Consider the following 25,519-nt stretch of genomic DNA (forward strand, 5'->3'; position numbering starts at 1 on the left):
ATTAAAAAAGTATTAATGGATTGTAAAATAATAATATTAAAAAATACCAATTTTAGTTGAAAGAGGTTAATATATGATATCAAATCCTTCCATTTATTTTGAAAAAATTGGAAAAAATAAATATATTTTTAGGAAAAGCCCAGTAACGTCATCGCTTGGTTATATTGTTAATTCAAAAGAAAAATTAGAATTAGAATTATTGAGTTGTTCAGTACAGGCTTTTGGAATGAAAGTACTTGGTATTTGTTTGCCAATTTTTATTATACACCGATTAAGCGCCTTGATTGTAGCATTGATAGGATTCGCGTACAGTATTATAAATTGCAATAAAGATATCAAATCAATCTTGGGCAATAGAGAAAAAATTTATGTAAAGCGACAGTCAATTATATATGTATTTGAAAAGCAGTATGAATTCTTCCCTAGAAATACAAAAATAAAACTGATTTTGTTCAATTTCTTACTTTTTTCTGGACTCATAGCAGCCATTACTAATCCTAATGATCCGATATATAAAAACTCAATTTATTTAATTATTTTTATCGGCGTAGGAATAAGCCTTTCTGCTCTATTTGCTGTTTTCTTGTGCTACTTTGCAATTAAAAGATCAAGACTCTATCAATATATAAAGCGAAAATGAAAACCTACTACCTAACAATTGTTAATTACGTAAAAAAATAGAGACTATTCACAATGATGGACTCATCAATATATTTTGAAAAAATTAATCCAAATCAATATCTCTATAGATATTAGTCCTGTGTTCATTGCTAAAGGATATATTTTAGTTTTGAGTAAGTTAATCGCAATAAAAAAATGGCAAAAAGAGAAAACTAGAAACAATAATTGACATAAAAAAGGAAAGTAGTCATCTAACTGTGTCTTAGTGAATATCTAAGTCCTAGGGATAGCCTGTCATCAAAATAGCTCTGTAACTGGAAAACAATAAGCACTCAACGTGCAGGCTGGTTATTCAGATGCTAAAATTCACCTTGATACAAAGTTTGTACCAAAAGTAAATTAATTTCATACAATAAGTTACAAAAATATTGCTCATTCAAGACACTATATTTTGATATCATTTTCGCCAAGAAGTCTCCCTAAAATAAATGCATCATTTTGACTAAATTTTTTAATATCACTTTGAATGCCATTATCAATATTAATATCTTGAATTTGCCCATTTTCCTTAATGCCTACACAATTCTCTTCATGTTTAACAAACATGATTTTTGCCTTTGGCTTATATTTTTCATGATTAGCCAGATTAGTAACAGTTCTTATGTCAAAATGGCTAAAGCCGGATATAAAATCATCATCAGCAACGATTTCCTCGGGAGTATAATCATTTACTACACTAGTTCCAACAAGTTGTATTCTGCAGTATCCAGTGCCATTTTTTTCCACCCAATCAACGAGCCTATATTTTATTTTTAACTGCTCGTCTTTTTGTTTGATAATTTCTAATAAAGAAGCGACAATATTCGTTAATCGTTGAACCATAAACTTTAAAATGGTTTCCTTATCACACTTAAAATTCATAAATAATTTTTCCGTAAAGTTTTTCAAAAGCCAACTAAAATGTGATTACATCTTAAAATAAATAAAAAATCAATATCAGGTTTGATTCATTGTAAAGGGGTTAAAAATAACTTTTGGTGATTCTGAATCAATATTTTCGTATCTCATCAAAAGTTTAGCAATAACTGAGAAGGGAAACGATAATATTAAAATCACAAGTAGTTTTGCGAGTATTGTTGTACAAAACTGTTGTATTAATCTATTTGGGCTTAATGTATGTAAATATAAAGCAGGGATCACAATTATGGAAAAACTGCATTGTCCAATAATGGATGCGCCAATAAGCCTTATGAAAAAATACTTGCCCTTAAGAAAATTCCGCCATTTAGCAATGCAAAAAGCGTTGATATAATCGCCAAAGAAGAAGCCTATGCTGTATATAATCATAACATACAAAGCACTATTAAATATTTGATTATAAGCAGAATAATTGATTCCTGACGGTGTGGGTAGTTTTAATAAAAAAGATACGGTTATATTGAAAATAAAAATACAGACGAAATTCCCAAAAATAATTTTTCTAGCGTGTTTATAGCCATAGACTTCAGTAATTAATGCTGCTACAAGATAGGTTGCCGCGAATGGAATAACGCCTCCTGGTGTCAAAAAAGGCCCAAACTCAATAATGCGATATGTAAATACCATTGCACAAATTAAAAATGTAACAGAAATCATAGAGGTTACTGATAAATATTTATATTCTTCATTTCTTTTAACTGATATTAATAGGTTTTGGTCACTCATAACTATCCTAGCACGTGAATTTTAGATTATTTTGAAGAGTATTCTTACAACCCGTAATTTCTAACGTTGAATAAAACATTGCCGGTGTGCTTATTCCTCTAAATGCTTTGTAAGCTTCAGCGACCTCCCACAAAAACTGATTTTTCTCACGTGGCTCGGATATTTCATCGACATGCGCAAGCCAGCAGTTTATTGAATCAACCATTTCCTGATCACTAGTGTAACGGCATTCAATTTCCTTCTTTTGAACAGAAATATCCATCGGGATGTGGCTGAGTATTAAATCTTTATACTGTTCTTCGGTAATAAAAGATCTTGGCATAGCATAATTTTGAAAATACTTTTGCCAGTGAGGCCTTTTTATTACTTCGGTAACAACTTCGTAAGCGTCATGTTTTAATGGATACATTAGAAAGAGGTTGCCATCCTCGTTTAAACTTTGAATTATTTTCTGTAATGCATCAGCCTGGTCTTTCAAAGGGATCCATGACAATGTCCAAAATGAGATCACTAAATCAAAACTTTCTTCATGATCCATATCTAATACATTTTTACATTCAAAGCTTAAATTATTGTGGACATAATTATTTTTTGCATAATCAATCATGCCTTCATTGATATCCAAGCCGATAATAGAACCACCGTTGGTTAGTCTTTCTCTTGCAATTTGAGATGTGATTCTGCCAGTACCGCAGCCGATATCCAGTATTTTTTCATTGCCTTTTAGCGGTAAAGTATTCAACATAGACATTGCAGTATTATACTGCAATACACTTTGCTTATCATACTCGTGAGGGTTCCAGTTTTTTTGAGGCATTTTTATCTCTACAAAATTTAAAATTATTGATTATTCAAAGTTGAGAATCGACTGAATTACAACTCCTACAATTTTTGTGGTTTTATCATCATATTGAACGCTCGGTATACTATGATCTATAGATTTTAAATATGCAGTACTTCCATCTAAAATAAAACGTTTTAAAGAGGCTAAATTGCTGTTTTCCTGTTTGACGATTACGTAGCTTCCATTTTTAGGTTTTTTGTTTTGATCAATAATAAGAAAAGTTCCTTCTGGAAAACGGTTGTCCAAAGTATATTCTATCAACAATGCAAATGAAGCTTGTGGTGGTTGATAACCCACTTTAAGGTATTTGTAGTTAGAAGTGAAGCCTAATCTGGAAAGGCAGGCAGCGTCTGCCCAAGATAATATTGGAATTTCATCACAAGATTTGTGTGTGCCCTCTTTAACGCCGAAAACTACTTCATCAAAACTATAATGTTTGATAATAGCTTTAATAGAATCGATAGTGGGATTTTTGGTAGAACCACTAATAATTTTATGTAATACCGAGCGATCTATGCCTGTAATACGCGATAACTCTGAAGCGGTAATTCCTTCTTCGTTCATAAGTCTGTTAATGTTATCGGCAATAGTAGTCATAATTAGCTAACGTGAAAAAATTTATTAAATCGTACTTGTGCGTTTTTACTAGAACGCATGGATTCTGTCAAGTTTTCAAATTCATAATTCAATATTATAAAAAATTGAACAGATAATTTCATCTATGAAAATTTGTTGTTGCAGAAATGAAAAATAACTTATAGTATTCGCTAAATTTTGTTACCTGGTATGGAAAAAATGAAATTATATATTAATTACAAATGTAACGTGAGAGTAAAAATTTAGGATTACAATAATTTAGTTTGAAGAAAGGTCCAATTAAAATGGAGAAAAAAATGGCTACAGCAGACAGTGGAACCGTAGAAAAGCAATATAGATATGAAGTAATTGCACAAAAATTTAAATTACCCCATGGCTTATGTGTCTTGTCCATAAGAGACAAAAAAGATGACATTATTATACATACGGCAGCTGCGTTGGTATTTCGAGATGATGAAATGCTGGCTGATATGAGTCCTCAAGATATCCGAAAAGTAGGATATATCTTTGCCTGTGATTTTGAAACTATAGGCAAGAATCCAGATAATATTAAGTTTATTAACACTTCCTGTAGCCATTCTGATAATGCTTGCATGTAGGTGATTAGAACCAATCAAACCATCAGTAAAACAATAAATAATTATTTTAAAAATAAAAGGAAATTGAACATGTTGCTCTTTAAAAGACGTATTGGGGAAACAATAATGATTGGTGATTTTATCCAATGTACTGTTTTAGGCTTGAAAGAAGATCAGATACGGCTAGGATTTAGTTGTGTCATCGATGATATACCAATACAAACAGAAGAGGATTTTTTGCAAATTAATGAGGATGATCAATAGAACTCTATTAGGTTTTATTTATTAAGGAATGTATGCTTTATTCATTCGAAGAACGTAAGCCACAAATTAACGGTAGTAATATCTATATAGCAGAAGAGGCTTGTTTAATAGGCTCCGTTATTATTGAAAATAATGTATGCATTCTTCCTTATGCTGTAATTCGAGCTGACAATGCAGAGATATATATTGGAGACGGTACTAACATTCAGGATGGAGCAATTATTCATACGGATCCGCATTTGGTAATGAAAATTGGTAATAATGTTACTATTGCTCATAAAGCCATGTTGCATGGCTGTCACATCGGCGATAATACAATTGTTGCTATTGGAGCCACGATTCTCAATAATACAACTATTGGAAAAAATTGTATTATCGCAGCAAATACTCTTATTCTTGAAAATCAGACAATTCCTGACAATTCTTTCGTTGCTGGCTCGCCTGGTAAGATTATGAGGCTAGTATCAGAAGAGGAAATAAAGCAAATGAGCTCATTTTCTAAGCATTATATTGATAAAATTTGTCGCTTTAAAAAAAGCCTTGTGAAAATAACTTAACCGGCGCAACAGACGATTACTTTTCGCAATGTTTGCACTTTTAGCTATAGATTGGGCTCATAAATAACCCTTTTGTTTAAGACAAGCATTAAAAATTTAATATATTGAGGTAGTTAATGATACGATTGAGAAGCCTTTAAAACGACAAAGGCTTCCGAAGAAGCCTAAACATGGCGTCAACATGGATTGTCGTCTCCGTTTGTTGGGCCAGCTGCACTGGGCGGACCTTTGTGCAGTCTTGAATGCCTGATGCCGAAGCAGAGCAGTTAACAATTATATTATATTCATTTTTAGAGAAAATTACAAATAGGGTGTTAATCGGGATAAATTTAATCCATGTAGTATACACTTATAAATCTCCTTCATTTGCTCCCTTCCAAGCCTATTCTTAAAATACAATCGTTTTCCGGATGAATCTCTAGTACCTAGTTTTATTAAGCTTAATCTTTCAAAAGAGACAGTATAAAGCATGTCCCCTTTAACCCAGTTTTCATATTCTTGGAAATGTTTAAGCATGGGCATGGATTGTTTTGGCATAAGATAATGATAGGCAAGGATAGGACTCGGTTTAGTAGTGCTGAGTGGGACTAAAGTTACTAGATTCTTTCTCCCTTTAATTTCATTAGATATTATTATTACAGGCCTATTAGATTTAACCATTTCAGGTTCTTTAAATCCTTCAGAAAAATCACAAAGAAGAATTTGTCCTGGTTTTGGATGGATACTTATTGGCATTTTTTATTCCTTTGCTTGAGAGTTGGCTATCGTTTTTCGTGCATCACCCGTCCATAATTCAATAGAAATTTGTGGCGTACCATATCCAATATAGGCTACAACGCGCTATAGTTTGATAGTAGTTTGACCAACACTAACCATCCCTGCATCGGAGGTTCGATGGCAGTGTAAAACAGTTAATGTTACAACATTCTTTCCATCCTTAATTTCTACAATATGATGAACAGGTGCATTGCGGTAGGATTTGAAGACATCTTTATATGCTTCGTTATTATCAACTAAATATCTTACAAGGTCCTCAAAACTTTTAAGGGCTGTTCCACCATTCTCTGGTAGATAAGTGCTGGTATTGTTTCGACCCAACATGCCTGACTTTAATCCTGATTTTGCCTTAGTGACCTGATCAAGCCCCTTGTTGGGTCGAAACACCCCAACTTACTTCTCTTTTTAATGTTGCAAGGGTTGTATATAAAATGGAGGAGCTTATCATTAATAATGAAATGAATAGGTTGTTGTGAAAGATATTCAGGATCCAAAACCCTATGGCAGAAAAGACGCCCATCAGGCCATAGGTTTTCATAACGAGTCCGGATGAGTTTAATGCTTCTTCTTCATAACCAATTCTGTCCAGGAATGAGAGTGATATTGCTTCATAAGCGAATGCCGCAAGGAATACCAATACACAGACTATAATGACATTGAAAAAGGTTTCATGAACCGACATATCACTATAAATTTCATAACAGACTGCAGAAATATTCAGAAAAATAATAGCTAAAACCAGAAGCAGCGGGATCCTTATATTTTGTTTATTAGTATATAGCATTGCCGCATAATCATGGTCTTTATTCCAGGACAAAAATACTTTGTACCTATTACAAACAAATGCTGCGACTGCGACCCCAAAATAAAAAGTAGCCAGGAGATAAGTGCTGATTGTCTGTGACAAATAGTGGGCAGCACTGAATATAACTACCTGTACGCCTACTGTAAGAAAGATAACGGATTTAGACAGCCTTGAGCACCAGTCTGAGCTGAACTGTTCGACTTTCACGGTTTGAGCGGGTGATGCAGATATATTGGCCGGCCTGGTTTTTAAAGAGAAGCTATAAATATCTATTGAGCCTGCGATAAACTGAAAGGCAGCATCGATTAGCAGAGCCATTTCTAAAGAGACGTCAAGATTCAGAATTTTCCAGAAGATCAAACCCAGAACCATACCAGCGTAATATCCAAATTCTACCCAGGCAATTGATTGTTGATAGCCAGATGATTCTGAAGCACGTTTTACTCGAGAATAGAACCAAAAAGTAAATCGGAGGGTTAAAAGGATGAAAAATATTACAGATGGATATCCCGATAAATAATGGTTTTGGGAGTAATTATAATAAACATAAAATAAAATCACTGATACCAGACTGCATCCCACGGAAAAGGAGGGTGCAATGGTTTTTGATAATTTCTTAGGCAATAATTGGATAAATAATAAACCCAGAATAGTGCCAACAAAGAATGCCAGAATTGACCCGCCATGAAGGTATGGCGTCTTAATAACATCTGTAGCCTTTCCTAAAATTAATCCTCCGCCAAATGCGGCGATTAAATTAGAAATGGAAAATAAATAATATCGCGAGGAAACAATTCCGTTTAACAACATAACGCTTAACCTTTGGACTAGTAATCAATATAGGCTCCAAAATCAGTATGCTTTTCTAATACTTTTAGGATGCCTCAATTCCGTGCTGTTTTTTATCATATCTGACTTGAAAAAGTCTATCTGTTTCCTAATTTTTTATATTACTGTATAGCGGGGCTTAAGTATTTACAAAGTATCCTTTGTGTCTATCAATGGACAATTGTCTTTCTATATACTATCCTCTAAGGAACAGTGGAGAGAAGTATATGCAAGTCAGCACAAACCAAATAAATAACATTCCCGATGAAGTTGTGTGGAAATCACTTATTAATCTTGTGGATCGCTTTGATTTAAAAGAAGGAGAGGCACGGATTTTAATGGGGGATATGCCACGCTCAACCTATACTTCTCATAAATCCAGATTAAATAGAGATCAAAGGGAGAGAGTGTCTTATCTTTTGGGTATTTATAAATCTTTACGCATTCTATTTGATGATGAAGTACAAGCTAGAACATGGATTAATCGTAAAAATACATTGCCGCCTTTTAATGGTTTAACACCTAAAGAGTATATGCTGGAGGGAGGAATAGTTCGCCTTGCAGAGGTGAGAAGATTTTTAGATTTTTGGAGAGGGTATTAAATTGTACTCTTTTATCGATTATGACAAGAAAGTACATAGGCTTATACCATCCAAATTTCCTCCTGTATCATTGTTTGATTGGGCTGATTCTGCTGAAGAGCTAGAACAGATTGCTCTTTTGGAAGGCCTTACAAATGAGCGCATTCAGGCTGAATATGGCCGGATTAATTTAATATCAAAAGAAGATTGGGTAGGCAGCCCTGGAGCTACTCCTCTTATGGCTGCCTTTTGTCATATCGGTTTTCCCTCAAGATTTAGCGATGGCAGTTATGGGGTTTATTATGCTGCGTCATCTTTAGATACTGCGATTAAAGAAACAGTTTATCATCGAGAAAGATTTTACCGGGCTTCTAACGAAAAAACGTGTTCTATCTCTATGCGAGAATATATAGCGAGTATCACGAAACCAGTAGTCGATATTACCAGTAAAGTTTATAGCGAATTATTAAATCCGGACCCTGCTTTCTATGACACAAGTCAGAAATTTGGAAAAAAAATCCGCGATGAGAAGCATTGGGGGATATTTTACCCTAGCATAAGAAATCAAGGCGGCTTATGTATGGCTATTTTTAGACCGCCTGCGCTAACAATACCTGTTCAAGGGTGCCATCTAAGATATATCTGGAATGGCGACCATATTTCTGAAGTGTATGCAGAAAGTAAAATAGTTAATTTTTGAGCTTGTCAGGAACAATAGACATATTTTATTAACTAATCTTGAAAATGTATAACGCTGATTTTTTTAACTGCTGGTAAATAAAAAATGATATAATCAAATGAAAGAAGCGATATTTAAGATAGAGGAACTGTTATGTCAGACAACGACACAAGTTTAAATAAATTCTCTTAAAATTACGCGATGTTTGTAGAGCCAAAGGAATATCTCTACACGCACTTGCTGATCAGGTTGGAATTGATTATCAGCGAGTAGTCATCTCCTCAGCAATGACCATCCGTGACTTTCCCTCTCCCCAGCCCTCTCCCGCGAAAGGCATATCATACTATCAAAGCTCCTATCGCGGGAGAGGGGGCAGATCAAAGTGAAATTGAAAAATCTATGCTCAATCCAAGATTTAATCTTGTTTAAAAAAACTTCAGGGACGTTGCCTAATAAAAGCATTGTTCCAGTGCTTATTTTTTACACTATACTTGTATTAATTAAAAACAGACATGATGCAGTAATGGCTAACGATAATCCAGAAGAGCTTAAACAAGCATTAGAACGTCAACAAGCAGAAATTGAGGCCCTTACAGAGCAATTAAGTGTTTTACGCGCTGAGCATAATCTTTTGAGTAACTTATTGGATGATTTCCCAGGTGATGTTTATTGGAAAAATCGTGATGGAGTATGGCTTGGTTTAAATAAACGTTGTGTCGAAAGTATTTACCAGATGGGATTTATTAAAATACCTGAAGCTTCTGAAATAATTGGTAAAACAGATTTTGATATATTTAATAGGGATAATGCCACAGTTTATCGCCAAAATGATATTGAGGTCATGACATTACAACAAGAAATATCACGGGAAGAAGTTACCCATTTAGCCAATGGCGAGAACATTATTTTACTTTCCGTTAAAAAACCGTTGTTTAATGAACAAGGGGAGGTTGCAGGAATCGTTGGTAATACTGTAGATATTACCCATTTAAAACGGCTTGAGGCAGAATTAAAGCAAGTGAAACATGCTGAAGCAGCCAATACCGCCAAAAGCGAGTTTATCGCCAATATGAGCCATGATATTCGTACTCCATTAGCAGGTATCATTGGCATTTCTGATTTGCTATGCGAAGAAGCACAAACTCCAATTGAGCGTGAACATGCAGAATGGGTGCACGATTGTGGTCAACAGTTATTAAATTTACTTAACAGCGTTCTGGATTTAATTGCCAGTGATAGTTTAACTGAGGAGCACTTAACGGCGCAGCACTTTTCCTTAAGTACCCTTATCGCTGATATTCAAGCCCTTGAGAAGCCAGCCATTGAATTAAAAGGGTTGTCGTTAACTACTCGCCTGGCTTCAACACTGCCTCCTATCATTGAAGCAGATTTAACCAAACTGCATCGTATATTATTAAATATAATTGGCAATGCCATAAAGTTTACCGAAAAAGGGGGGATCTGCATTAAGATTGAACCAGTTGCGACCTATGGGTCTCAGGTCTTGTTGCAATTTACCATTCAAGATACAGGGATTGGCATACCTGAAGTTATGCAATCGCAGGTATTTGACCGCTTTTTTCGCGGTGATGCCAGTTACCATGGCAAATATCAAGGGCATGGAGTCGGGTTACATATTGTTCAAAAGTATGTGGAGTTGATGAAAGGTAAGATTGAATTAACCAGTGAGCCAGGGGTAGGTACAACCATTCGATTTACTGTGCCGGTGCGGGCTGTTGCTCGATCAGATAAAGTTGTCCATTTGAGTCAGTCCGCTATTCCTTCGCAGCGAATTAAATCGGTTATTGCACAACCAAACCAGGCAACGGTCTTGCCCGATTCATCAGCTGCTATTACCGTACTGATCATTGAAGATAACCTGATTGCCAGAAAGATGGCCGAATCGTTAGTGGCCAAAGCAGGTTGCCTGAGTTTAGCTGCTGAGAGCGCTGAAACGGGTTTTGAACTGCTGTTAACCAATAAAGTGGATATGGTATTAACAGACATTGGATTGCCAGGCATGGATGGTTTTGAATTGGCGCATTCAATCAGACAATTGGAGCAGCTTGAACATCGAAAACCTCTTCCTGTTTTTGCATTGACCGCTCATGCAGCCAATGAATTAACTGATGCCAATCAGGCAGGGGTAAATAAAGTTTTAACTAAACCATTAACTCCGGAGATGCTTGCGGAATGTCTAAAAAGCGTAACCCCAAACGCAGTAATACGTAGCAAAGCCCCAGAGCAGGCAGCAGAGCCAAACACCGAGCAAGCCCTTCCTCTCCTGGATAAAGAACAGGCCATTGTCCAGTTAGGTAGTGAAGAAGTCTTGCGGGATTTATTAACCATGCTGTTAACTCAGGAAATCCCTGAAGATCGCCAGGCACTAGATGAGGCATTTCGCCATAAGGAATGGCAAACCCTTGAAAAGGTAGCGCACAAGCTTAAAAGCGGGGCGGCTTACTGTGGTACCAAGCGTCTGTTTTCGGCATGCGAAGCATTGGAAAAATCACTTAAAATTGGAGATACTTCCAGAGCAGAAGTACTTTATTTGCAGTTGCAGGAAGTGATTAAACAAACAGAACAGGCTATCTCACTGAAAAGCTAAAGACAGATCAACAGTAAACAAATAAGGCCAAGTTCAGAACCTGGCCCATTGATTACTGAGCAGGTCCAGTATTTCCTAATGTAGAAGCAGAAGGCATTGGTCGATCTTCTTTCTGCATCTGAAAATGCGCGTAAGGATTATTGGAAGTTGCCTGATGGGGGCGAGCTATTTTAGCGAGACTTTCTTTCTGTCCGGTAAGAAATTCATTCATTAGGGTTAATTTATTTTTAAAATCTTCTTCCAGTTCAGGATGCTGAGCCCGTTTAGCTTCAAAAAGCTCCATGGTTTTTTCCAATGGGCTTATGGGAGGATTATTATCCAATAACTCATTTAATTCGGATGCAACCTGAGACTCGATTTCAATAAACGGGTTATGATTGGTAATGGCTAACAATAATATTTTAGCAAAGTTAGTTGTTATAATGTTTTTTAAGTAAGGATTAGTTGCGCTAAAAGTGTTTATTAAATCATTCATCAGGGCTACCAGACCGGTGTAATGCTGTCCTTGAATATGATTGGGCGATATTAATGGCCTATGGTTATATTTTTCCTGGCATTGTTTAACGAAGGCGTGATACATAGGGCCTTGAGCAGCAATATACGTTGTCACGCCTGTGTTATAAATCCAATCTGTAATTTTTGGGATATCTAGTGTACTTTGCTCTGCTAATGCTTGAATAAAACGACGCATTTCATTTTCATAAATGGTAAAAGTAGAATACACACTCATATACAACATTCCTTAAATTTTTATTGATGTTCCCTTGATTGAATCAAAAGGGTTCCTTATCGGCAGCGATATTTATACCGTTGCGAAGAGATTGTAGTGGATAATGCTGATTGAGTCATATACTCCATCTGCCAAGAAAGCGCGTTGTCAGGTTTTTCTGTTGCGGACTGTTTTTTTAGGTGCGGGTTTATTTTTTTTCATACTTTCTTTTAACAGGGAGATGAAATCAACAACAGAGCCTTCATTTACGCTGCTTTTGGTTTTCTGTGGGCTTTTTTTAGCTTTTTTCTCCACTTGCTGGTCAAGCCATTCTCGTAATGCATCCCGATATTCATTATGGTATTTTTCAGGTTGCCATTTGGTGCTCATCTCGTTAATTAACGCTTCTGCCATTTTTAATTCTTTATCAGCAATTTTGTAAGCTTTGGCTGGATCTTTCGGAAGGCTTATCTCGTCTTCCTGCCTGATTTCATCGGAAAAATGGACTAAATATAACAACAGGGCATTCTCATGCGGTAAAATAAGGCTTAATGATTCTTTCTTTCGAATAATTACTTTGGCAACACCGACTTTACGTGTTTTCTTTAATGCTTCACGCAACAAGACATAGGCTTTTTTATTTTTACTTTCTGGCACCAGATAATAGGGTTTGACATAATAAAGGCTATCAATTTCCTTCATATCCACAAATTCATCAATTTCGATAGTTTTAAATAATTCGGGGCTTGCTTTTTCAAACGACGATTCATCAACAATAATGTAGCTATCCTTATCGTATTCATACCCTTTAACAATATCCGCCCAGGGCACTTCTTTACCTGTTTCCTCACTGACGCGCTGATATTTCACTCGTGACCTGGTTTTGGCATCGAGTAAATGAAAATGGATATCATTTTTTTCTTCAACGGAGACTAAGGATACTGGTATTGATACTAATCCAAAAGAAATTTCTCCTTCCCAAATTGATCTGGCCATTGTCGATTATTTCAAAAGTAGGTGTATCTATAAGCTTAGTCTATCTTATATAGAGGGCAAAATTTTGAGTTAGAATAAATAAAAGCGCAAAAGGATTAGTTATGAGCTTAACCGAATATCACAGGAAAAGAGATTTTAAGAAAACAGCAGAGCCAAAAGGTAAAATTGCTTCTGGCAATAAACATCTTTTTATTATTCAAAAACATGCCGCAAGCCACTTGCATTATGACTTTCGCCTGGAGCTCAATGGCGTATTGTTAAGCTGGGCTGTTCCAAAAGGGCCTTGCTTTGACCCGACAGTTAAACGGTTAGCCATGCATGTTGAAGATCACCCTGTGGAATATGGTTCCTTTGAAGGAATAATCCCCAAAGGTGAATATGGCGGCGGCACTGTGATGTTATGGGATAAAGGCATCTGGCATCCGTTGGATAGTGATCCTGCGAAAGCATATCAACAGGGGCATTTACGTTTTGAGCTGGAAGCCCATAAACTACATGGCCGCTGGGATTTGTTTCGCTTTAAAGACGATAAACATTGGTTTTTAGTTAAACATAAAGATGATTATGCCAGGCCGTTAGCAGATTATGATGTGACCAAAGCAGAACCGCTTAGCGTGCTAACCGAACAAACAATGGATGAAATTAAAGCGAATTATCAACAGGTTTGGACAAAAGACGGCGCTACCCCCAAAATGCCGCCAAAAAAAGGCAAACAACCACGACAAAAATCAGTCGTACCTTTACCTGACGACTTAAAAACCGCGGCTTTCCCTAAAAGAATTTCTCCACAACTGGCTACTCTTGTCGATAAAGCCCCGGAAGGCGCGGAGTGGCTGCATGAAGTGAAATTTGACGGGTATCGTATTCTGGCTTTTGTTGAAAATAAGCAGGTAACTTTAAAATCACGTAATCATATTGACTGGACCGCCGAGATATTATCTATCGCTACTGCAATTAAAAAACTGGCCTTTAAAAATGTGGTGTTTGATGGCGAGGTCGTTCTGTTGGATAAAGACGGTAAATCGGATTTTCAATTACTACAAAATGCGATTAAAGCGAACCAATCGGCTAATTTTATTTATTATATTTTCGATATTCTTTATTACGATCGCTATGATTTAAAGCGATTACCTCTTATTCAGCGTAAAGAAATATTACGTGCCGTACTTCCTGAGAAACACCCGAACCTTTTATATAGCGATCACATTATTAATGGCGGTGATATGTTGTTTCACCATTCCTGTGAGCTTGCTTTAGAAGGTATCATTTCCAAACGGATCAACAGCCCCTATGAAACAAAACGCAGTAAAACCTGGCTTAAAGTGAAATGCGTCAAGCGCCAGGAATTTGTTATTGGCGGTTACACTAATCCACAGGGAAACCGAGATCATTTCGGCTCACTTTATTTGGGCGTGTGGAATGACCAGGATGAATTAGAGTACGTGGGTAATGTAGGCACGGGGTTTACACAGGAATCGCTTGAAGAAATCTATCAGCAATTGCAACAATATAGTACTTCTAAAAATCCTTTTAATATCACACCGCCGGAATCTCGTAAGGCGCATTGGCTAAAACCGGTATTAGTAGCTGAAGTTGAATTCACACAGTGGACTGATGATAATCATTTGCGTCATCCCAGTTTTAAAGGGTTAAGGCTTGATAAAAAGGCCGCCGGCATTAAACGTGAAAAGGCAAAATCTTTACATGACGTGGAGAAAAAAATGAAAAAGTCATCGGTTGATTTTCCTATTACGCATCCCGATAAAATTATTTATCCTGAAGATAACTATACTAAAAAAGACATGCTTGGCTATTATGATGAGGTGTGCGATTATATTCTACCTTTTATTCAAAATAGGCCGCTGTCTTTAGTCCGTTGCCCTGAAAATTACCATGAGTGCTTTTTTCAACGCCATTACAATGCAACGACTCCTAAAGCATTAAAATCAATTGATATAGAAAGTAAAGGACATATCGAACCCTATATTTATTTAGATAATCGGGAAGGTTTGTTAAGTCTGGTACAAATGGGCGTTTTAGAAATTCATCCTTGGGGAAGTTTGATAACGTCTTTAGAAACGCCTGATATCATTGTTATTGACCTCGATCCTGCGCCTGATGTGACCTGGAAAACTACCGTCGCGGCAGCTTTGGATATTAAAGAGGAGTTAAGCCAATTAAAACTAACTTCTTTTGTGAAAACGACTGGTGGTAAAGGGCTGCACGTGGTGATCCCGATTAAACCGGAATATGATTGGGATGTGATTAAAAACTTTACCCATGTCTTTGTTGAATATTTAGAACAGAAAAATCCCGAGCGGTATATTAGTAAAATGGCTAAAGCTAAACGCGGCGGTAAAATATTTGTCGATTATTTACGTAATCAGCGCAGCGCTACTTCGGTAAGCGCGTACTCAAGCCGTTCTCGAAAACATGCTCCGGTGTCAGTTCCTCTCGATTGGAATGAGCTGACTAACCGCCGCTCTGATACGGCTTATACCATTAAAACGTTACCCAAGCGATTACGTGCGTTAAAAAATGATCCCTGGGGTGATTTTTGGAAGCTTAAACAGGTCTTGCCATTAAAAAATATTTAATACTGTAGCCTGGGTGAAACGAAGTGAAACCCGGGTTACGGTCCTATGGACCTGCACCCAGGCTACATTTATTTATCCGATAGGGGTAAGGGACGGAGAGCTTAACCCGGCACCCGCTATTCCATTGCGTTTGTCGGCAAAAAATCCCGCGAGAGAAGCATTATTGTTTTCCTTTTTCTGATTTGCTTTTTCTGCCGCAGCAATGACTTTTGAGAGTTCCTCCGAAGCAACATAAGCATTAGGATTCATCACTGAGCCATTGTAGGAATAAACGGCGTTAAATTTTTTGCTGCTAATTACTGTATCAATTACTTTGACCATGGAATCTACGCTTTGCTCTACGGTAAGTCGCGCATTTTTCCCGCCCATGTCGGTTTGCACCCAGCCAGGGTAGATTGCAAATGCCCCCGGCGCTTGCGCAAATTCTGACTCCTGAGAACACCATGTTGCCACCATATCTTTGCAACGATTATAAATCATGTTCTGGCCAGCTGCTTTTGAAATGGCATGAGCATCAATGCCCACTGTTTTGGAACCAAGCGCATGTGGCGTTGTTAAATAAACCACGCAGGCATCTTTATGTTGTAATTTCATCCGTCTCGGTCTTAAAGGCAGCATATTCCTTTAATTCTTCAGGAGTAAAAATGTCTTTAACCCAGGAATGTTCAAGATGAACTGTCATATGATAAATCTCGATGAGTTGAATAAGTGTCTTCCAGGGAATTTCCTGGTTGTTATCGGTTACGGTAGATGTGATGCTCCTTAAAGCGGTAGCTCCTTCCAGCAGCGCATGTGCTTTTTTTTCCAAGACTTCGGCCTGAGTAGTAAAATGTTCGAGGGCATCACTTGGCTTCTCAAGTAAATCTCTAATGTGTGAAAGTTCGAATCCAAAAAATTTCAAAGCAATGATTTGTTGTAGTTTTAATAAATCCTTTTCTGTGTAAACACGATAACCGTTAGCGAGACGCAACGATGGTTTTAACAGATCAATACGATCGTAATGATGTAATGTTTGCACGGACACACCCGTTAATGTACTTAAGCTTTTTACTAACCATTGAGCCATTGGTGTTACCTCCTATGATGATAACGATAAAGTCTATAGTAACTATAGGGTCAAGTGTTTTCTAAATAGATTTTTGGGAAACACGGCATAAGCAGCCTGGTAACAGTTAAACCATATTGCTATCGGGCATACGGGGTATGGTTTTTCAGAGGCTATTAACAGGTTTATCCACAGAAAATGTGGATAAATTATTCCTGGGTGAAGCAGTGAAACTGGAAAAAAAGCAAGGCCTGATAAGGCTTAGAAGAAAATAGAGTAGTAATAGTAATGGGAATTAATCTGACTGTAGTTAAAATTATCCACAAAGAACTTGTGAAGAATAGAATCCTGACGAATGTGATTCTACCAGATAAAAAATGAAATGTAAGTCTTGACTTCTTATTATCTTTTAAAAGGAGATAATAAGCATGGCTTACAGGTTCGAAATTTTTTGTTGAACTAATGTGGTGATGGCTTGGGTCGCTTGATTAAGCTCATTTTCGAAGGCTTGGTAACAGGTTTCATAAATTTCTGTTTCATTATTTTTAATCGCTGCTTCCATGTTTTTGCATGCATCAACCAAACTTTGTGCTCCGCAATAACTGGCAGAGCTTTTCATTTTATGGACAAGCGCTTTTACCAGTGTCCAATCTTTTGCCATATACGCATTGCTAATCAACTGTCTTTCTTCCGGAAGGGTCGATAGAAAAAGAGAAAACATGTCTTGTAGTAAGTGCTTGTCGCCTTGCAATTGCTTTAATGCGAACTCTTCGTCAATGATTGTTGTTGCGGTCTGAGCAGTCGATTTCTTGATTGTGAGATAGGCGGCTATAAGTGTATCGGCTTTGTTTTGATTAAACGGTTTCGAAAGCACCATGTTCATACCGGCGTTATGATAGCGCTCCGTGTTTTCTTCTCCTACATGCGCGGTTAACGCTATAATAGGTGTGGTCTTATGCGCCGTGTCTCTGCGGATTTGAATGGCGATTTCATCGCCTGAACTGTCGGGCAACCCTATATCCATTAAGATTAAATCAAAATTAGGGTTCGTGCGCGCGAGCGCTAATGCTTCCTCGCCGGTTACGGCTAATGTAACCGCACAATGATTTTTGACTAGCACTGCTTTGGCAGCAATCGCTGCAATGGTATTATCTTCGACTAGCAGCACTTGATAAGTATCATCGTGCGATACCAGTTTTATTTCATCAATCAGCTCAGAAGTCTTCACCAAAGGCTTTTGAGCCGCAGGTGCTGGCATAGGTAAATCGGCCTTCGCGCCTTCGTCTGTATCTAATAACGGCTTCTTAAGTGGAATAAGGCAGGTAAATGTTGTGCCATGATTCACTTCACTATTGATATATAATTCTCCATCCAGCTCATCAATAAATTGCTTAACGATGGATAAACCTAAGCCAGCTCCTTGATAAGTGCCTTTGTAAGAAGGGGTTAATCGTTTAAAGCGTTGAAAAATCACTTCTTGTTTTTCAGCTGGAATTCCAATACCTGTATCGCTAACAGCGAGTTTTAATACAATGTCGCGATTGGTCTGTTTCGCAAGTGTTGCAGATAATGTCACATGCCCTGTAGCAGTAAATACTATAGCGTTTGTTATCAACTCAAGAGTTAAACGATGGATACGCCTGTCATCGCCAATCAAGAATTTCCCAAGAGCGGGATCATAGTCAAAATTTAACGCTAATTGTTTTTCTGCCGCTTTGGCTCGATTAAGCTCAATGATGCTTTTTAACCTATTTTCCAGATTGAATTTAGTCACAGTAATAGCAGATTCACCGGATGACAGTTTAACAAGCTCTAAAATTTCATTTAATAAATCCAACAAGGCCTGACTTGATTCAGAGAGGGCGTCTAAATGAGTCTGCAAAGCGGGATCTTTGATTTCATCCCGAATAATTTCTGTTAAACCGGTAATGCCTGTTAGCGGGGTACGGATATCATGGCGCATATTTTCCAGAAATTCTGATTTGGCATGATTTGCATCTTCCGCCTTTTGCAAGGCCTCACGTAACGCATTTTCCATTTGCTTACGCTCAGTAATATCAATTGAAATCCCTACTAAACCAGTGACTTGTTTTTGTTGATCCAGGATTGGTACGCGATGCGTTAAAAAATAAATAACCCGCCCATCCTGGTGCGGGATAGGCGGCTCTTCAATATTTAATTTGGCAATTCCTGATTCCATCACTGCTAAACTATCTGTTTTAAATGATTGGATGGCTTCTTCAGACCAGTTACCAATTTTTCCCATTTCTTCAAAGTTGAGCCCCCGAAATTCAGCAATCGATTGCATACCAAACATATCAAGCACATTTTGGTTGCAACCGACAGTTTTGCCTTCACGGTCGAGCCAATATACATTCCCGGGCATACAACCAATGATGGTTTCGTAATAATAAATTATGTCTGCGATTAGTCGATCCTGAGCTTGAACATTTAAATGTCGAATATCAGGGCTTGTACTTATTGCTTCCAACGGCGGTAAAGCTTTTTTTTGTTTCATGGCTTATCCTGCCTATCCGTTAAGTCCAGGCGATGTGCCAGGCGTTTTTAAATGACTTGCTTCAGTGGGAATGTTCGAACTGCTGGCAAACAATCCAAGCTTTTGGGATGCAGATTTAAGAATTTGATGATCCTTAATTAATGTTGCCAGAGACTTTAAGCAGCAAGCCATGTAAAACAACAAACCTTTGGTTGTTGGGGAATAGGTAATTACAGGTTCAAACATTGTAATATTAACTATAGCTGCAATAGATTTTTTGCCTTTACCAGCCGCATTTGCTGCCATAGCTACATAGCCGTCATACTGAACCTGGATCTGTTTTTCAGATAATGGAAGTAGAGAACAGGTTTCATAATCGCCTTGTCCTTGGCTTGCTTCCGCCAGAATAACTGCATTAGCAACTTTAAATAACCCTTCAATATCAGTAATTGGATTTTTTTCCAAGGCAACTAAGGTCTGCCAGATTTGTTGTTGCTTCTGGTTATGATTTGCAGTTTGCAACCGCTCAAGCAATGATTGAGTCAATTCGGCTTCTGCGTGGTCATGGGGAACGGATTGTTCTTCTGTTGCTAATCCTAATTGAGTCCATAGTGATTGAGCTGGCGCGTTAGGATCAAATTCGGTAAACAATCCCTCAAAAGGAGAGGTAATAGTCAGTTCAATATTATGTGGCTGACAAATTTCCAACAACTTAACTCGATAAAAGGCGGCTTTTTCAACAACAGCCTTAGTCAACGTAGATAGCGCATCGTGTGTCATGCGATTTTGTAAGACTAACTTCACCCCAAATAGTAGATAATCATACAATGGCAGATGATAAAGTAATTGTTTCGGCTTGTTTTGTTGACACAGAGCATCAATTATACAGCAAGTTTTTTCAAACTCTTGAAAAAGTGTTTCTTCAAATGGGTTTTGCGATTGCTTATCATAGATAACCTCAGTAATTATCTCGTCTTTTTCAAGCGGTAACTTATGATTGATAAGAGTAATCTCTTTTTGGGTATTTGTTTTGCCAGACAAGGTTGCACCAAACATACAACCGGCACTGACAAAACGCGCAGCGCCTTTAAATTGAGGCATGTTGCCGCCTCGCCCGAGCCAAGGGTAAGCATAGCACTGGACTGAACTATCTGTGGTAGCGACAGTTAATGGCAAAAAGATTTCTTCACGACGCTGTTTATTATAAATACCGGCATTGTTATGGACAGCAAAATCTGTTTGATTTTGCTGTTTCGCATAGCGGGAAAGTTCGGTAGCCAGTTTTTTGGTTTTATTTATTGAGCGTGATTCCGGAGTAGGGGAGTCGCCCCACTTTTCCTTATTCTGATTAAAGATAACATACTCTCGCTCATTAATACGTAATGTTTCGCTGGATCGAGGCATATCCGGGCTTGCAGGCGGGCTGATCACAACTAACCCTTTTTCAAAGAAGTCGGGATGAACAAATATGTCTTTAAATGTCTCTAACATTTTCCATGCTTCTTCAGGCATCGCTGGTTGGGTTTCTTCCTGTATCTCGTTATTCATGTAGTTATTGTCCTTTCTATAGCGAAAAGGGGATCTCCATAATGTCTTATTATAGTGCATTATGTGTTTTTTGTTGGTTTGTTTTTTGGGGGGAGGAGGGCCATTATGGGGGGCTTGGTGCCGGATAATTTTTGTAGGTTGGGTCGTTTTGACCGTGCGCCACGAGGCGCACTATTATTAGTGGCGGAAAGTGCCACCAAAGAAGCGTAGCCGAACGCACTTAGTACTAAGCCTTGGGCGCAGAGATGGTAACATCCTGAGTTAAGCGTAGGCATAGGAAACCGCAAGCCGTAAACCTGCAGATTGAAGTGATAGAGTCCCGTTAACGAAGCTGAGAAATGGCCGAGAGTCTGGTCACCCCGAAGGCAACAGAGGGTAAAACGCAAAGTCGGAAGGATTGCCCTCCATTTCCGGGATCGAAGAGCATGGCGGGCGGTGAAAATAATAGGCCTGGCGCTCCGGAACTCGCGCCCTGACGCAAATTCGAACGATTAAGCCTGGTTAACCCACTAACCAGACTTATGTGAAGTATTATCTCATTTGGCTTGAATACATATGGTCATTATTCTCAACTAACAATTGATTTAGTAGCTCGGCCGCTTTTCCATAAATTTCAATTGTATGGGTATCTTTGGTTATTTTCTCGACTGTAACTCCATTATCATCTATAAAGCGAATACCCTCACTCAGTTTTCTTGGGCTCTTTGATTCCAGTGTTTTACGGAAAGCTTGCTCAACAAATATCGCATTGAAATACGTTCCACTAACTTTGATAATATATTTTTGACCGGGAGTAACTAATTTAATGTCTTGAATGTCTTCTTCTTTTATTCCATTTATGCAACCAACAAGCTTCTGAATGAATTCTGATGTTGTAGGCTGAGTTCTGTTGCTTGATCTACGTTGGTCAAAATAAGCAATGTTAGTATTTTTACCAGCATGGTTTACATTAGCTTGATGAGATGTTTCCTCCGATAATGAATCTTCAGAAAGTATCGATAACGATTGACTGTTTTTAGAATCTACGGGTTCTGATGAAGAAATATTTTTCTTACTACCAAATAAAAATGAACGAACTCCAGAATAAATGTCATGTAATATAGCAACAGGGTACCAAACCGCCGCGATCGACAAGCATATAGGCGTTAATAGAGTTAAAGCTGCAATATTCATTATGGCAGCAAGCGGTTGTCGAAATAATTTCCCAACAGTATTGTTGAAAATTTGTTTGGGAGCAAGAGAGTCAGCGCTTGCGTCACTTCTGTTCCAAGCACCTGTTGCATTGCCATAAGAAGCATAAATATACAAAGGGATAAAGGGCACAAGTGCGAAATCCCTACTCCAGCTATTAAATTTATAACTTTTCTTAGTCTTGTTCGCCATCAAAATTTCCTTTAAGTCAATTATGTTCAAATTATAAACTGTATAGATTAAGGAAATATTAGGTGCTTTTGAAATTTAAGCTGTTTGTTACATGATATGACATAGATTTTCCCGCTTTCCTTAAAGTGGTTTTCATAGTGTCCGACTTAGTACGTGATGGTATGGGTCCCAACAAAACTATCAATTTTTTATACTGTCTCAAAAAACGACCGTTTTTTGAGACAGCAGATGCTTAAAAGTCAGAAACCCTGGGAATCGTGCAAATACCTCTTAATAGTTCTTGCCAGATTTATTAAAAATCCATATCAGCATCATACTATTGAAAAGTTATTAAAAAACTACTTTATTGAGAAAAGCATTGGAAAATTGTTGGCTATTCCTGAGTTAGTACTGATCCTATTGTTCACAGAACCTAAGTGAGTTCTGCTCTCACTCGATGTGGTGAGAGCATTTAACGAGTGATTAAAAAGACTGTACTGCCTTGAAATTTTCTTCTTGAAGGGCCTGAATGAAGCCGCTCACGGTAGTCACTTCTTTTCCAACACCGATGCCAGTTTGAATAAATTCTCGCAGCACTTTACCCAGATGGCCATTTCTTAAAGTAGACAAGTGTGGGTTTAAGTCAACCTTATATCCCTCTAACGCTAATTGTAAAGCTTTAACAGCATCACTTTTTTGTTTAAAACTTTTTTGAAATACAGAAAAAAAGCTGCCATAAAAATACTCTTTGGTTTTTCCTGAGGAATCAACTACAGTGCTTCTTTTTTTCAGGTATTTATCCAACGTGTCAATGAGATTGTATTTGATATCGTATTTTTTTTCTTTCTCACGATTGCGTACCAATGCATAATCAGCATCGGCACCAGATCTTATAGCAAGGTAGGGAGGCACTCCAACAAGGTGGGGAGGCTCTTCAACAGTTACTTTTGCGCGACGTCGTGATTTCTCCCGGGTCTCTACTGCGTCATGATTGCTTGCCACTACATAGCCATAAGCAATACCCTTAATGTCTACACCGTGTTGTCTGTATGCCTTTACTTTCTCATGATTACCTGCCAGCGTATAGCCAAAACCAATCTTATGAACGTCTGCACCGAGATGTCTGTAGGCCTCAACTTTGTCATGATTGCCTGTCAGCGCATAGCCAAAAGCAATAGTAGTAACGCCTGCACCGAGCTGTCTATAAGCCTCAACTTTGTCATGATTGCCTGCCAGTACATAGCCAAAAGCAATAATATTAACGCCTGCGCCGAGCTGTCTGTAGGCCTCTACTTTGTCATGACAGCCTGCATAAGCATAGCCACAAGCAATAGTATCAACGCCTGCGCCGAGTTGTCTGTAGGCCTCCACTTTGTCATGATTGCCTGCCTGGGCATAGCCAAAAGCAATAGTATCAACATTTGCGCCGAGCTGCCGCATCCATTCAACTTTATCGTGTTTACATTCTCTTGCTAATTGAGCTCCAACCGTAACTAGAAAGCCATCCTTTAGACCCAAAGTATCAACATGAAGTTCTTTTAACTTGCTTTTTAACTCTTCAAAATCATTAGTTTCTATTGCAATTCTATAAACTGTATCAAACACATTAATCACCCAGAAATCAAATTGCACAAATTTTAACACATCCTGTCTGAAATGGCAAAAAGATATCACAATTAAAGAACCTACGTCCTTAATGGCCTAGTGTGTACGTTGATCCTTTTTTCGGTAACATTAGCTCTCACTTGTAGTTGTCCTTTATCCGAATTTTTCACAATAAGATATTTTATTTAATTTTCATGTAAATTATACTTTGAGTCAGATAACGTACCTGATCTAGCTCAAAAAGTTTACTTACCCTTGAAATCATTATAATTTTTTAACTTTGATGAACAGATAAAGTAAATAGTTTGAGATAGATAAGGTTTTTATTATACAGCAAAGCGTTTCTTCTCTAATATAATTAGACTAAAATTTACACAATCAATGAATAATTATCTAATCCTATAGTTTCCATGTATTGCAATTGGCTATATTAGTGCACGCTCATTGGTAGTGTTTAAGGATTGCTGAATCTTCAATTTATAACAGTTTAATTAAGCGCAGTATTTCTTCTGTACTATTAATCGTATCCTGTGCGTCGTTAATAGAGAATGTTTGATTTTTATAATCTGCATGAACTCTTAAATCTCTTGCTTGCTTTAATAAATACCCTATCTGATATATATCCTTATCTCTTTTATTTGGAACTTTTAAAGGCGGTTGGTGGTTTAAGAATAAATCATATAATTCTTCATGCCCAAAGCTTTGATGACCATTATTAGGTATAGCATTAAATTCAGATCTTGCTACCTGAGAGCATGAGTGAAAAGCGCAATAATAGGCCCGATTCGAAGAGACCCGGAAATACTCTTCAGCCTGAGAAGTTACGCCTAATAATTTTTTTGAAATTGTCAAAAGGTTTTGTGCATTTATTGGCATGTCCTTTACCTACTTTGAATCGAAATGTAACGGCTGAGTTTAATAGCTTATGAAGTCCATTCTCTAAGCAATAAGTTATGAATTTTTTATTCAATGATAATGATTCACTTTGGGGTAAGTCAGTAACAACTATATAACTATACCAGGTTTCATTGCCCTCATTTGAAATATCAATAACCTCATCAACAATATGTTCAGTAGGAACGATATTACAGACAACTCTTTTCATCGAATCAATTAAAGATCTTGTCGATGGATTTAAATTGTTATATAGCTCGATACTAGAGCCAGAAACAATATTATGGTTTGAGTCGGATAAATTCACATGCAACACCATCTACTATTTATAATTTAATTGTAGCATATTAGCTCAATTAGACCAATATAATCCCTTTTGAATCAGGATCATGTTGTTTATTATTTTGATGGTTAAGTAAACGAGGGGGTTTTTAATTGTTCCGTCATATTTTTGGCTTCAGTGAAAACCAACAAGAATTTGAGAAATAAATCCGGTTAATTATTCAATGTTAAGTTATCTTCAATTTTCACGATAAAATTAAATAATAATTATTCATATTAAATTAACATACCCTTAATTGTAAAAATAAATCATAATCTGAAATCATCCTGTGATATATGTGAATAGTGCGCCATAATCACATTAAGATAGTCGAGTGAGATAATATCACAAAGGCTCTTTTTTAAGTCGCCATCTTCAATTATATATTCTATATAAGCTTTACAGGCATTTAACATATATAAACAAACTATTACTATTTCCATTTAATTTTGACATGTGAGGCTAGCATAAGCCTTATCAAATTTTTGCCTGGCATCATCG

Annotated in this window: 23 protein-coding genes and 1 pseudogene; 8 read left to right on the forward strand and 16 right to left on the reverse strand. The window is 37.3% G+C overall.

Going from position 1 to position 25,519, the window contains the following annotated elements; all coding sequences use genetic code 11:
* The first annotated feature begins 73 nt into the window (after nt 1-73).
* On the forward strand, nt 74-640 hold the full coding sequence (locus ACFORL_RS05580; RefSeq protein WP_382341933.1) for a hypothetical protein: 567 nt from the start codon (nt 74-76) through the stop codon (nt 638-640).
* Between the two features lie 425 nt (nt 641-1,065).
* On the opposite strand, the gene ACFORL_RS05585 is transcribed toward ACFORL_RS05580, so the two are convergent.
* From ACFORL_RS05585 to ACFORL_RS05600, 4 genes are all read right to left on the reverse strand, one after another.
* The gene (locus ACFORL_RS05585; protein WP_382341934.1) at nt 1,066-1,542 is read right to left on the reverse strand and encodes a hypothetical protein; all 477 of its coding nucleotides are present in this window, start codon (nt 1,540-1,542) and stop codon (nt 1,066-1,068) included.
* Between the two features lie 75 nt (nt 1,543-1,617).
* Nucleotides 1,618-2,325, reverse strand: a complete 708-nt coding sequence (locus ACFORL_RS05590; protein WP_382341936.1) for a queuosine precursor transporter — start codon at nt 2,323-2,325, stop codon at nt 1,618-1,620.
* Nucleotides 2,326-2,332: 7 nt separating this feature from the next.
* A complete protein-coding gene (locus tag ACFORL_RS05595) occupies nt 2,333-3,142 on the reverse strand; it encodes a class I SAM-dependent methyltransferase (protein ID WP_382341938.1) in 810 nt (269 codons plus the stop codon).
* A 30-nt stretch (nt 3,143-3,172) separates the two neighbouring features.
* Nucleotides 3,173-3,766, reverse strand: coding sequence for a LexA family protein (locus ACFORL_RS05600; protein WP_382341939.1), 594 nt, complete (start codon nt 3,764-3,766; stop codon nt 3,173-3,175).
* Nucleotides 3,767-4,062: 296 nt separating this feature from the next.
* Between ACFORL_RS05600 and ACFORL_RS05605 the strand changes: the two genes are divergently transcribed.
* From ACFORL_RS05605 to ACFORL_RS05615, 3 genes are all read left to right on the forward strand, one after another.
* Nucleotides 4,063-4,365 (forward strand): hypothetical protein, encoded by a 303-nt coding sequence (locus ACFORL_RS05605; protein ID WP_382341941.1) that lies wholly within the window; start codon nt 4,063-4,065, stop codon nt 4,363-4,365.
* Between the two features lie 69 nt (nt 4,366-4,434).
* A complete protein-coding gene (locus ACFORL_RS05610) occupies nt 4,435-4,608 on the forward strand; it encodes a carbon storage regulator (RefSeq protein ID WP_382341942.1) in 174 nt (57 codons plus the stop codon).
* Between the two features lie 32 nt (nt 4,609-4,640).
* Complete coding sequence (locus ACFORL_RS05615) at nt 4,641-5,165, forward strand: gamma carbonic anhydrase family protein (RefSeq protein ID WP_382341944.1); 525 nt, start codon at nt 4,641-4,643, stop codon at nt 5,163-5,165.
* Nucleotides 5,166-5,465: 300 nt separating this feature from the next.
* Here the strand turns inward: ACFORL_RS05615 and ACFORL_RS05620 are convergent, their stop codons facing one another.
* The 3 genes from ACFORL_RS05620 to ACFORL_RS05630 form a co-directional block, all read right to left on the reverse strand.
* Nucleotides 5,466-5,900 (reverse strand): type II toxin-antitoxin system PemK/MazF family toxin, encoded by a 435-nt coding sequence (locus ACFORL_RS05620; protein ID WP_382341946.1) that lies wholly within the window; start codon nt 5,898-5,900, stop codon nt 5,466-5,468.
* Nucleotides 5,901-6,005: 105 nt separating this feature from the next.
* Complete coding sequence (locus tag ACFORL_RS05625) at nt 6,006-6,266, reverse strand: hypothetical protein (protein ID WP_382341948.1); 261 nt, start codon at nt 6,264-6,266, stop codon at nt 6,006-6,008.
* A gap of 37 nt (nt 6,267-6,303) precedes the next feature.
* The gene (locus ACFORL_RS05630) at nt 6,304-7,557 is read right to left on the reverse strand and encodes a hypothetical protein (RefSeq protein WP_382341949.1); all 1,254 of its coding nucleotides are present in this window, start codon (nt 7,555-7,557) and stop codon (nt 6,304-6,306) included.
* 245 nt (nt 7,558-7,802) lie between these two features.
* Here ACFORL_RS05630 and ACFORL_RS05635 point away from each other — a divergent pair, with 245 nt between their 5' ends.
* The 3 genes from ACFORL_RS05635 (at nt 7,803) to ACFORL_RS05645 (ending at nt 11,443) form a co-directional block, all read left to right on the forward strand.
* Nucleotides 7,803-8,177, forward strand: coding sequence for an antitoxin Xre/MbcA/ParS toxin-binding domain-containing protein (locus ACFORL_RS05635; RefSeq protein WP_382341951.1), 375 nt, complete (start codon nt 7,803-7,805; stop codon nt 8,175-8,177).
* 1 nt (nt 8,178) lies between these two features.
* A complete protein-coding gene (locus tag ACFORL_RS05640) occupies nt 8,179-8,856 on the forward strand; it encodes an RES family NAD+ phosphorylase (RefSeq protein ID WP_382341952.1) in 678 nt (225 codons plus the stop codon).
* Between the two features lie 502 nt (nt 8,857-9,358).
* The gene (locus ACFORL_RS05645; protein WP_382341954.1) at nt 9,359-11,443 is read left to right on the forward strand and encodes a PAS domain-containing hybrid sensor histidine kinase/response regulator; all 2,085 of its coding nucleotides are present in this window, start codon (nt 9,359-9,361) and stop codon (nt 11,441-11,443) included.
* Between the two features lie 52 nt (nt 11,444-11,495).
* Here ACFORL_RS05645 and ACFORL_RS05650 read toward each other — a convergent pair whose 3' ends face one another.
* Both ACFORL_RS05650 and ku read right to left on the reverse strand, forming a co-directional pair.
* Entirely contained in the window at nt 11,496-12,173 is a 678-nt protein-coding gene (locus ACFORL_RS05650; protein WP_382341956.1) for a hypothetical protein, read from the reverse strand.
* A gap of 147 nt (nt 12,174-12,320) precedes the next feature.
* Complete coding sequence (gene ku, locus ACFORL_RS05655) at nt 12,321-13,148, reverse strand: non-homologous end joining protein Ku (RefSeq protein ID WP_382341958.1); 828 nt, start codon at nt 13,146-13,148, stop codon at nt 12,321-12,323.
* Between the two features lie 101 nt (nt 13,149-13,249).
* On the opposite strand from ku, the gene ligD reads away from it, so the two are divergent.
* Nucleotides 13,250-15,745 carry a DNA ligase D gene (ligD, locus tag ACFORL_RS05660; RefSeq protein WP_382341960.1) on the forward strand — a complete coding sequence of 832 codons (2,496 nt, stop codon included), beginning with the start codon at nt 13,250-13,252 and terminating at the stop codon, nt 15,743-15,745.
* Between the two features lie 72 nt (nt 15,746-15,817).
* Here ligD and ACFORL_RS05665 read toward each other — a convergent pair whose 3' ends face one another.
* The 7 genes and pseudogenes from ACFORL_RS05665 to ACFORL_RS05695 all read right to left on the reverse strand — a co-directional run bounded on the left by ACFORL_RS05665 (nt 15,818) and on the right by ACFORL_RS05695 (nt 24,678).
* Nucleotides 15,818-16,339, reverse strand: coding sequence for a hypothetical protein (locus ACFORL_RS05665; RefSeq protein WP_382341962.1), 522 nt, complete (start codon nt 16,337-16,339; stop codon nt 15,818-15,820).
* Between the two features lie 4 nt (nt 16,340-16,343).
* Nucleotides 16,344-16,811 (reverse strand): annotated as a pseudogene (locus tag ACFORL_RS05670) (MerR family transcriptional regulator); the annotation flags it as partial.
* Nucleotides 16,812-17,223: 412 nt separating this feature from the next.
* On the reverse strand, nt 17,224-19,308 hold the full coding sequence (locus tag ACFORL_RS05675; RefSeq protein ID WP_382341964.1) for an ATP-binding protein: 2,085 nt from the start codon (nt 19,306-19,308) through the stop codon (nt 17,224-17,226).
* A gap of 12 nt (nt 19,309-19,320) precedes the next feature.
* Nucleotides 19,321-20,835, reverse strand: a complete 1,515-nt coding sequence (locus ACFORL_RS05680) for a hypothetical protein (protein WP_382341966.1) — start codon at nt 20,833-20,835, stop codon at nt 19,321-19,323.
* 531 nt (nt 20,836-21,366) lie between these two features.
* Nucleotides 21,367-22,218 carry a hypothetical protein gene (locus ACFORL_RS05685; protein ID WP_382341968.1) on the reverse strand — a complete coding sequence of 284 codons (852 nt, stop codon included), beginning with the start codon at nt 22,216-22,218 and terminating at the stop codon, nt 21,367-21,369.
* A gap of 462 nt (nt 22,219-22,680) precedes the next feature.
* Nucleotides 22,681-23,841 carry a hypothetical protein gene (locus tag ACFORL_RS05690; protein WP_382341969.1) on the reverse strand — a complete coding sequence of 387 codons (1,161 nt, stop codon included), beginning with the start codon at nt 23,839-23,841 and terminating at the stop codon, nt 22,681-22,683.
* Between the two features lie 438 nt (nt 23,842-24,279).
* Nucleotides 24,280-24,678, reverse strand: coding sequence for a hypothetical protein (locus ACFORL_RS05695; RefSeq protein WP_382341971.1), 399 nt, complete (start codon nt 24,676-24,678; stop codon nt 24,280-24,282).
* Nucleotides 24,679-25,519 lie beyond the last annotated feature (841 nt).

It is taken from the genome of Legionella dresdenensis (assembly GCF_042649825.1).
Taxonomy (GTDB): domain Bacteria; phylum Pseudomonadota; class Gammaproteobacteria; order Legionellales; family Legionellaceae; genus Legionella_C; species Legionella_C dresdenensis.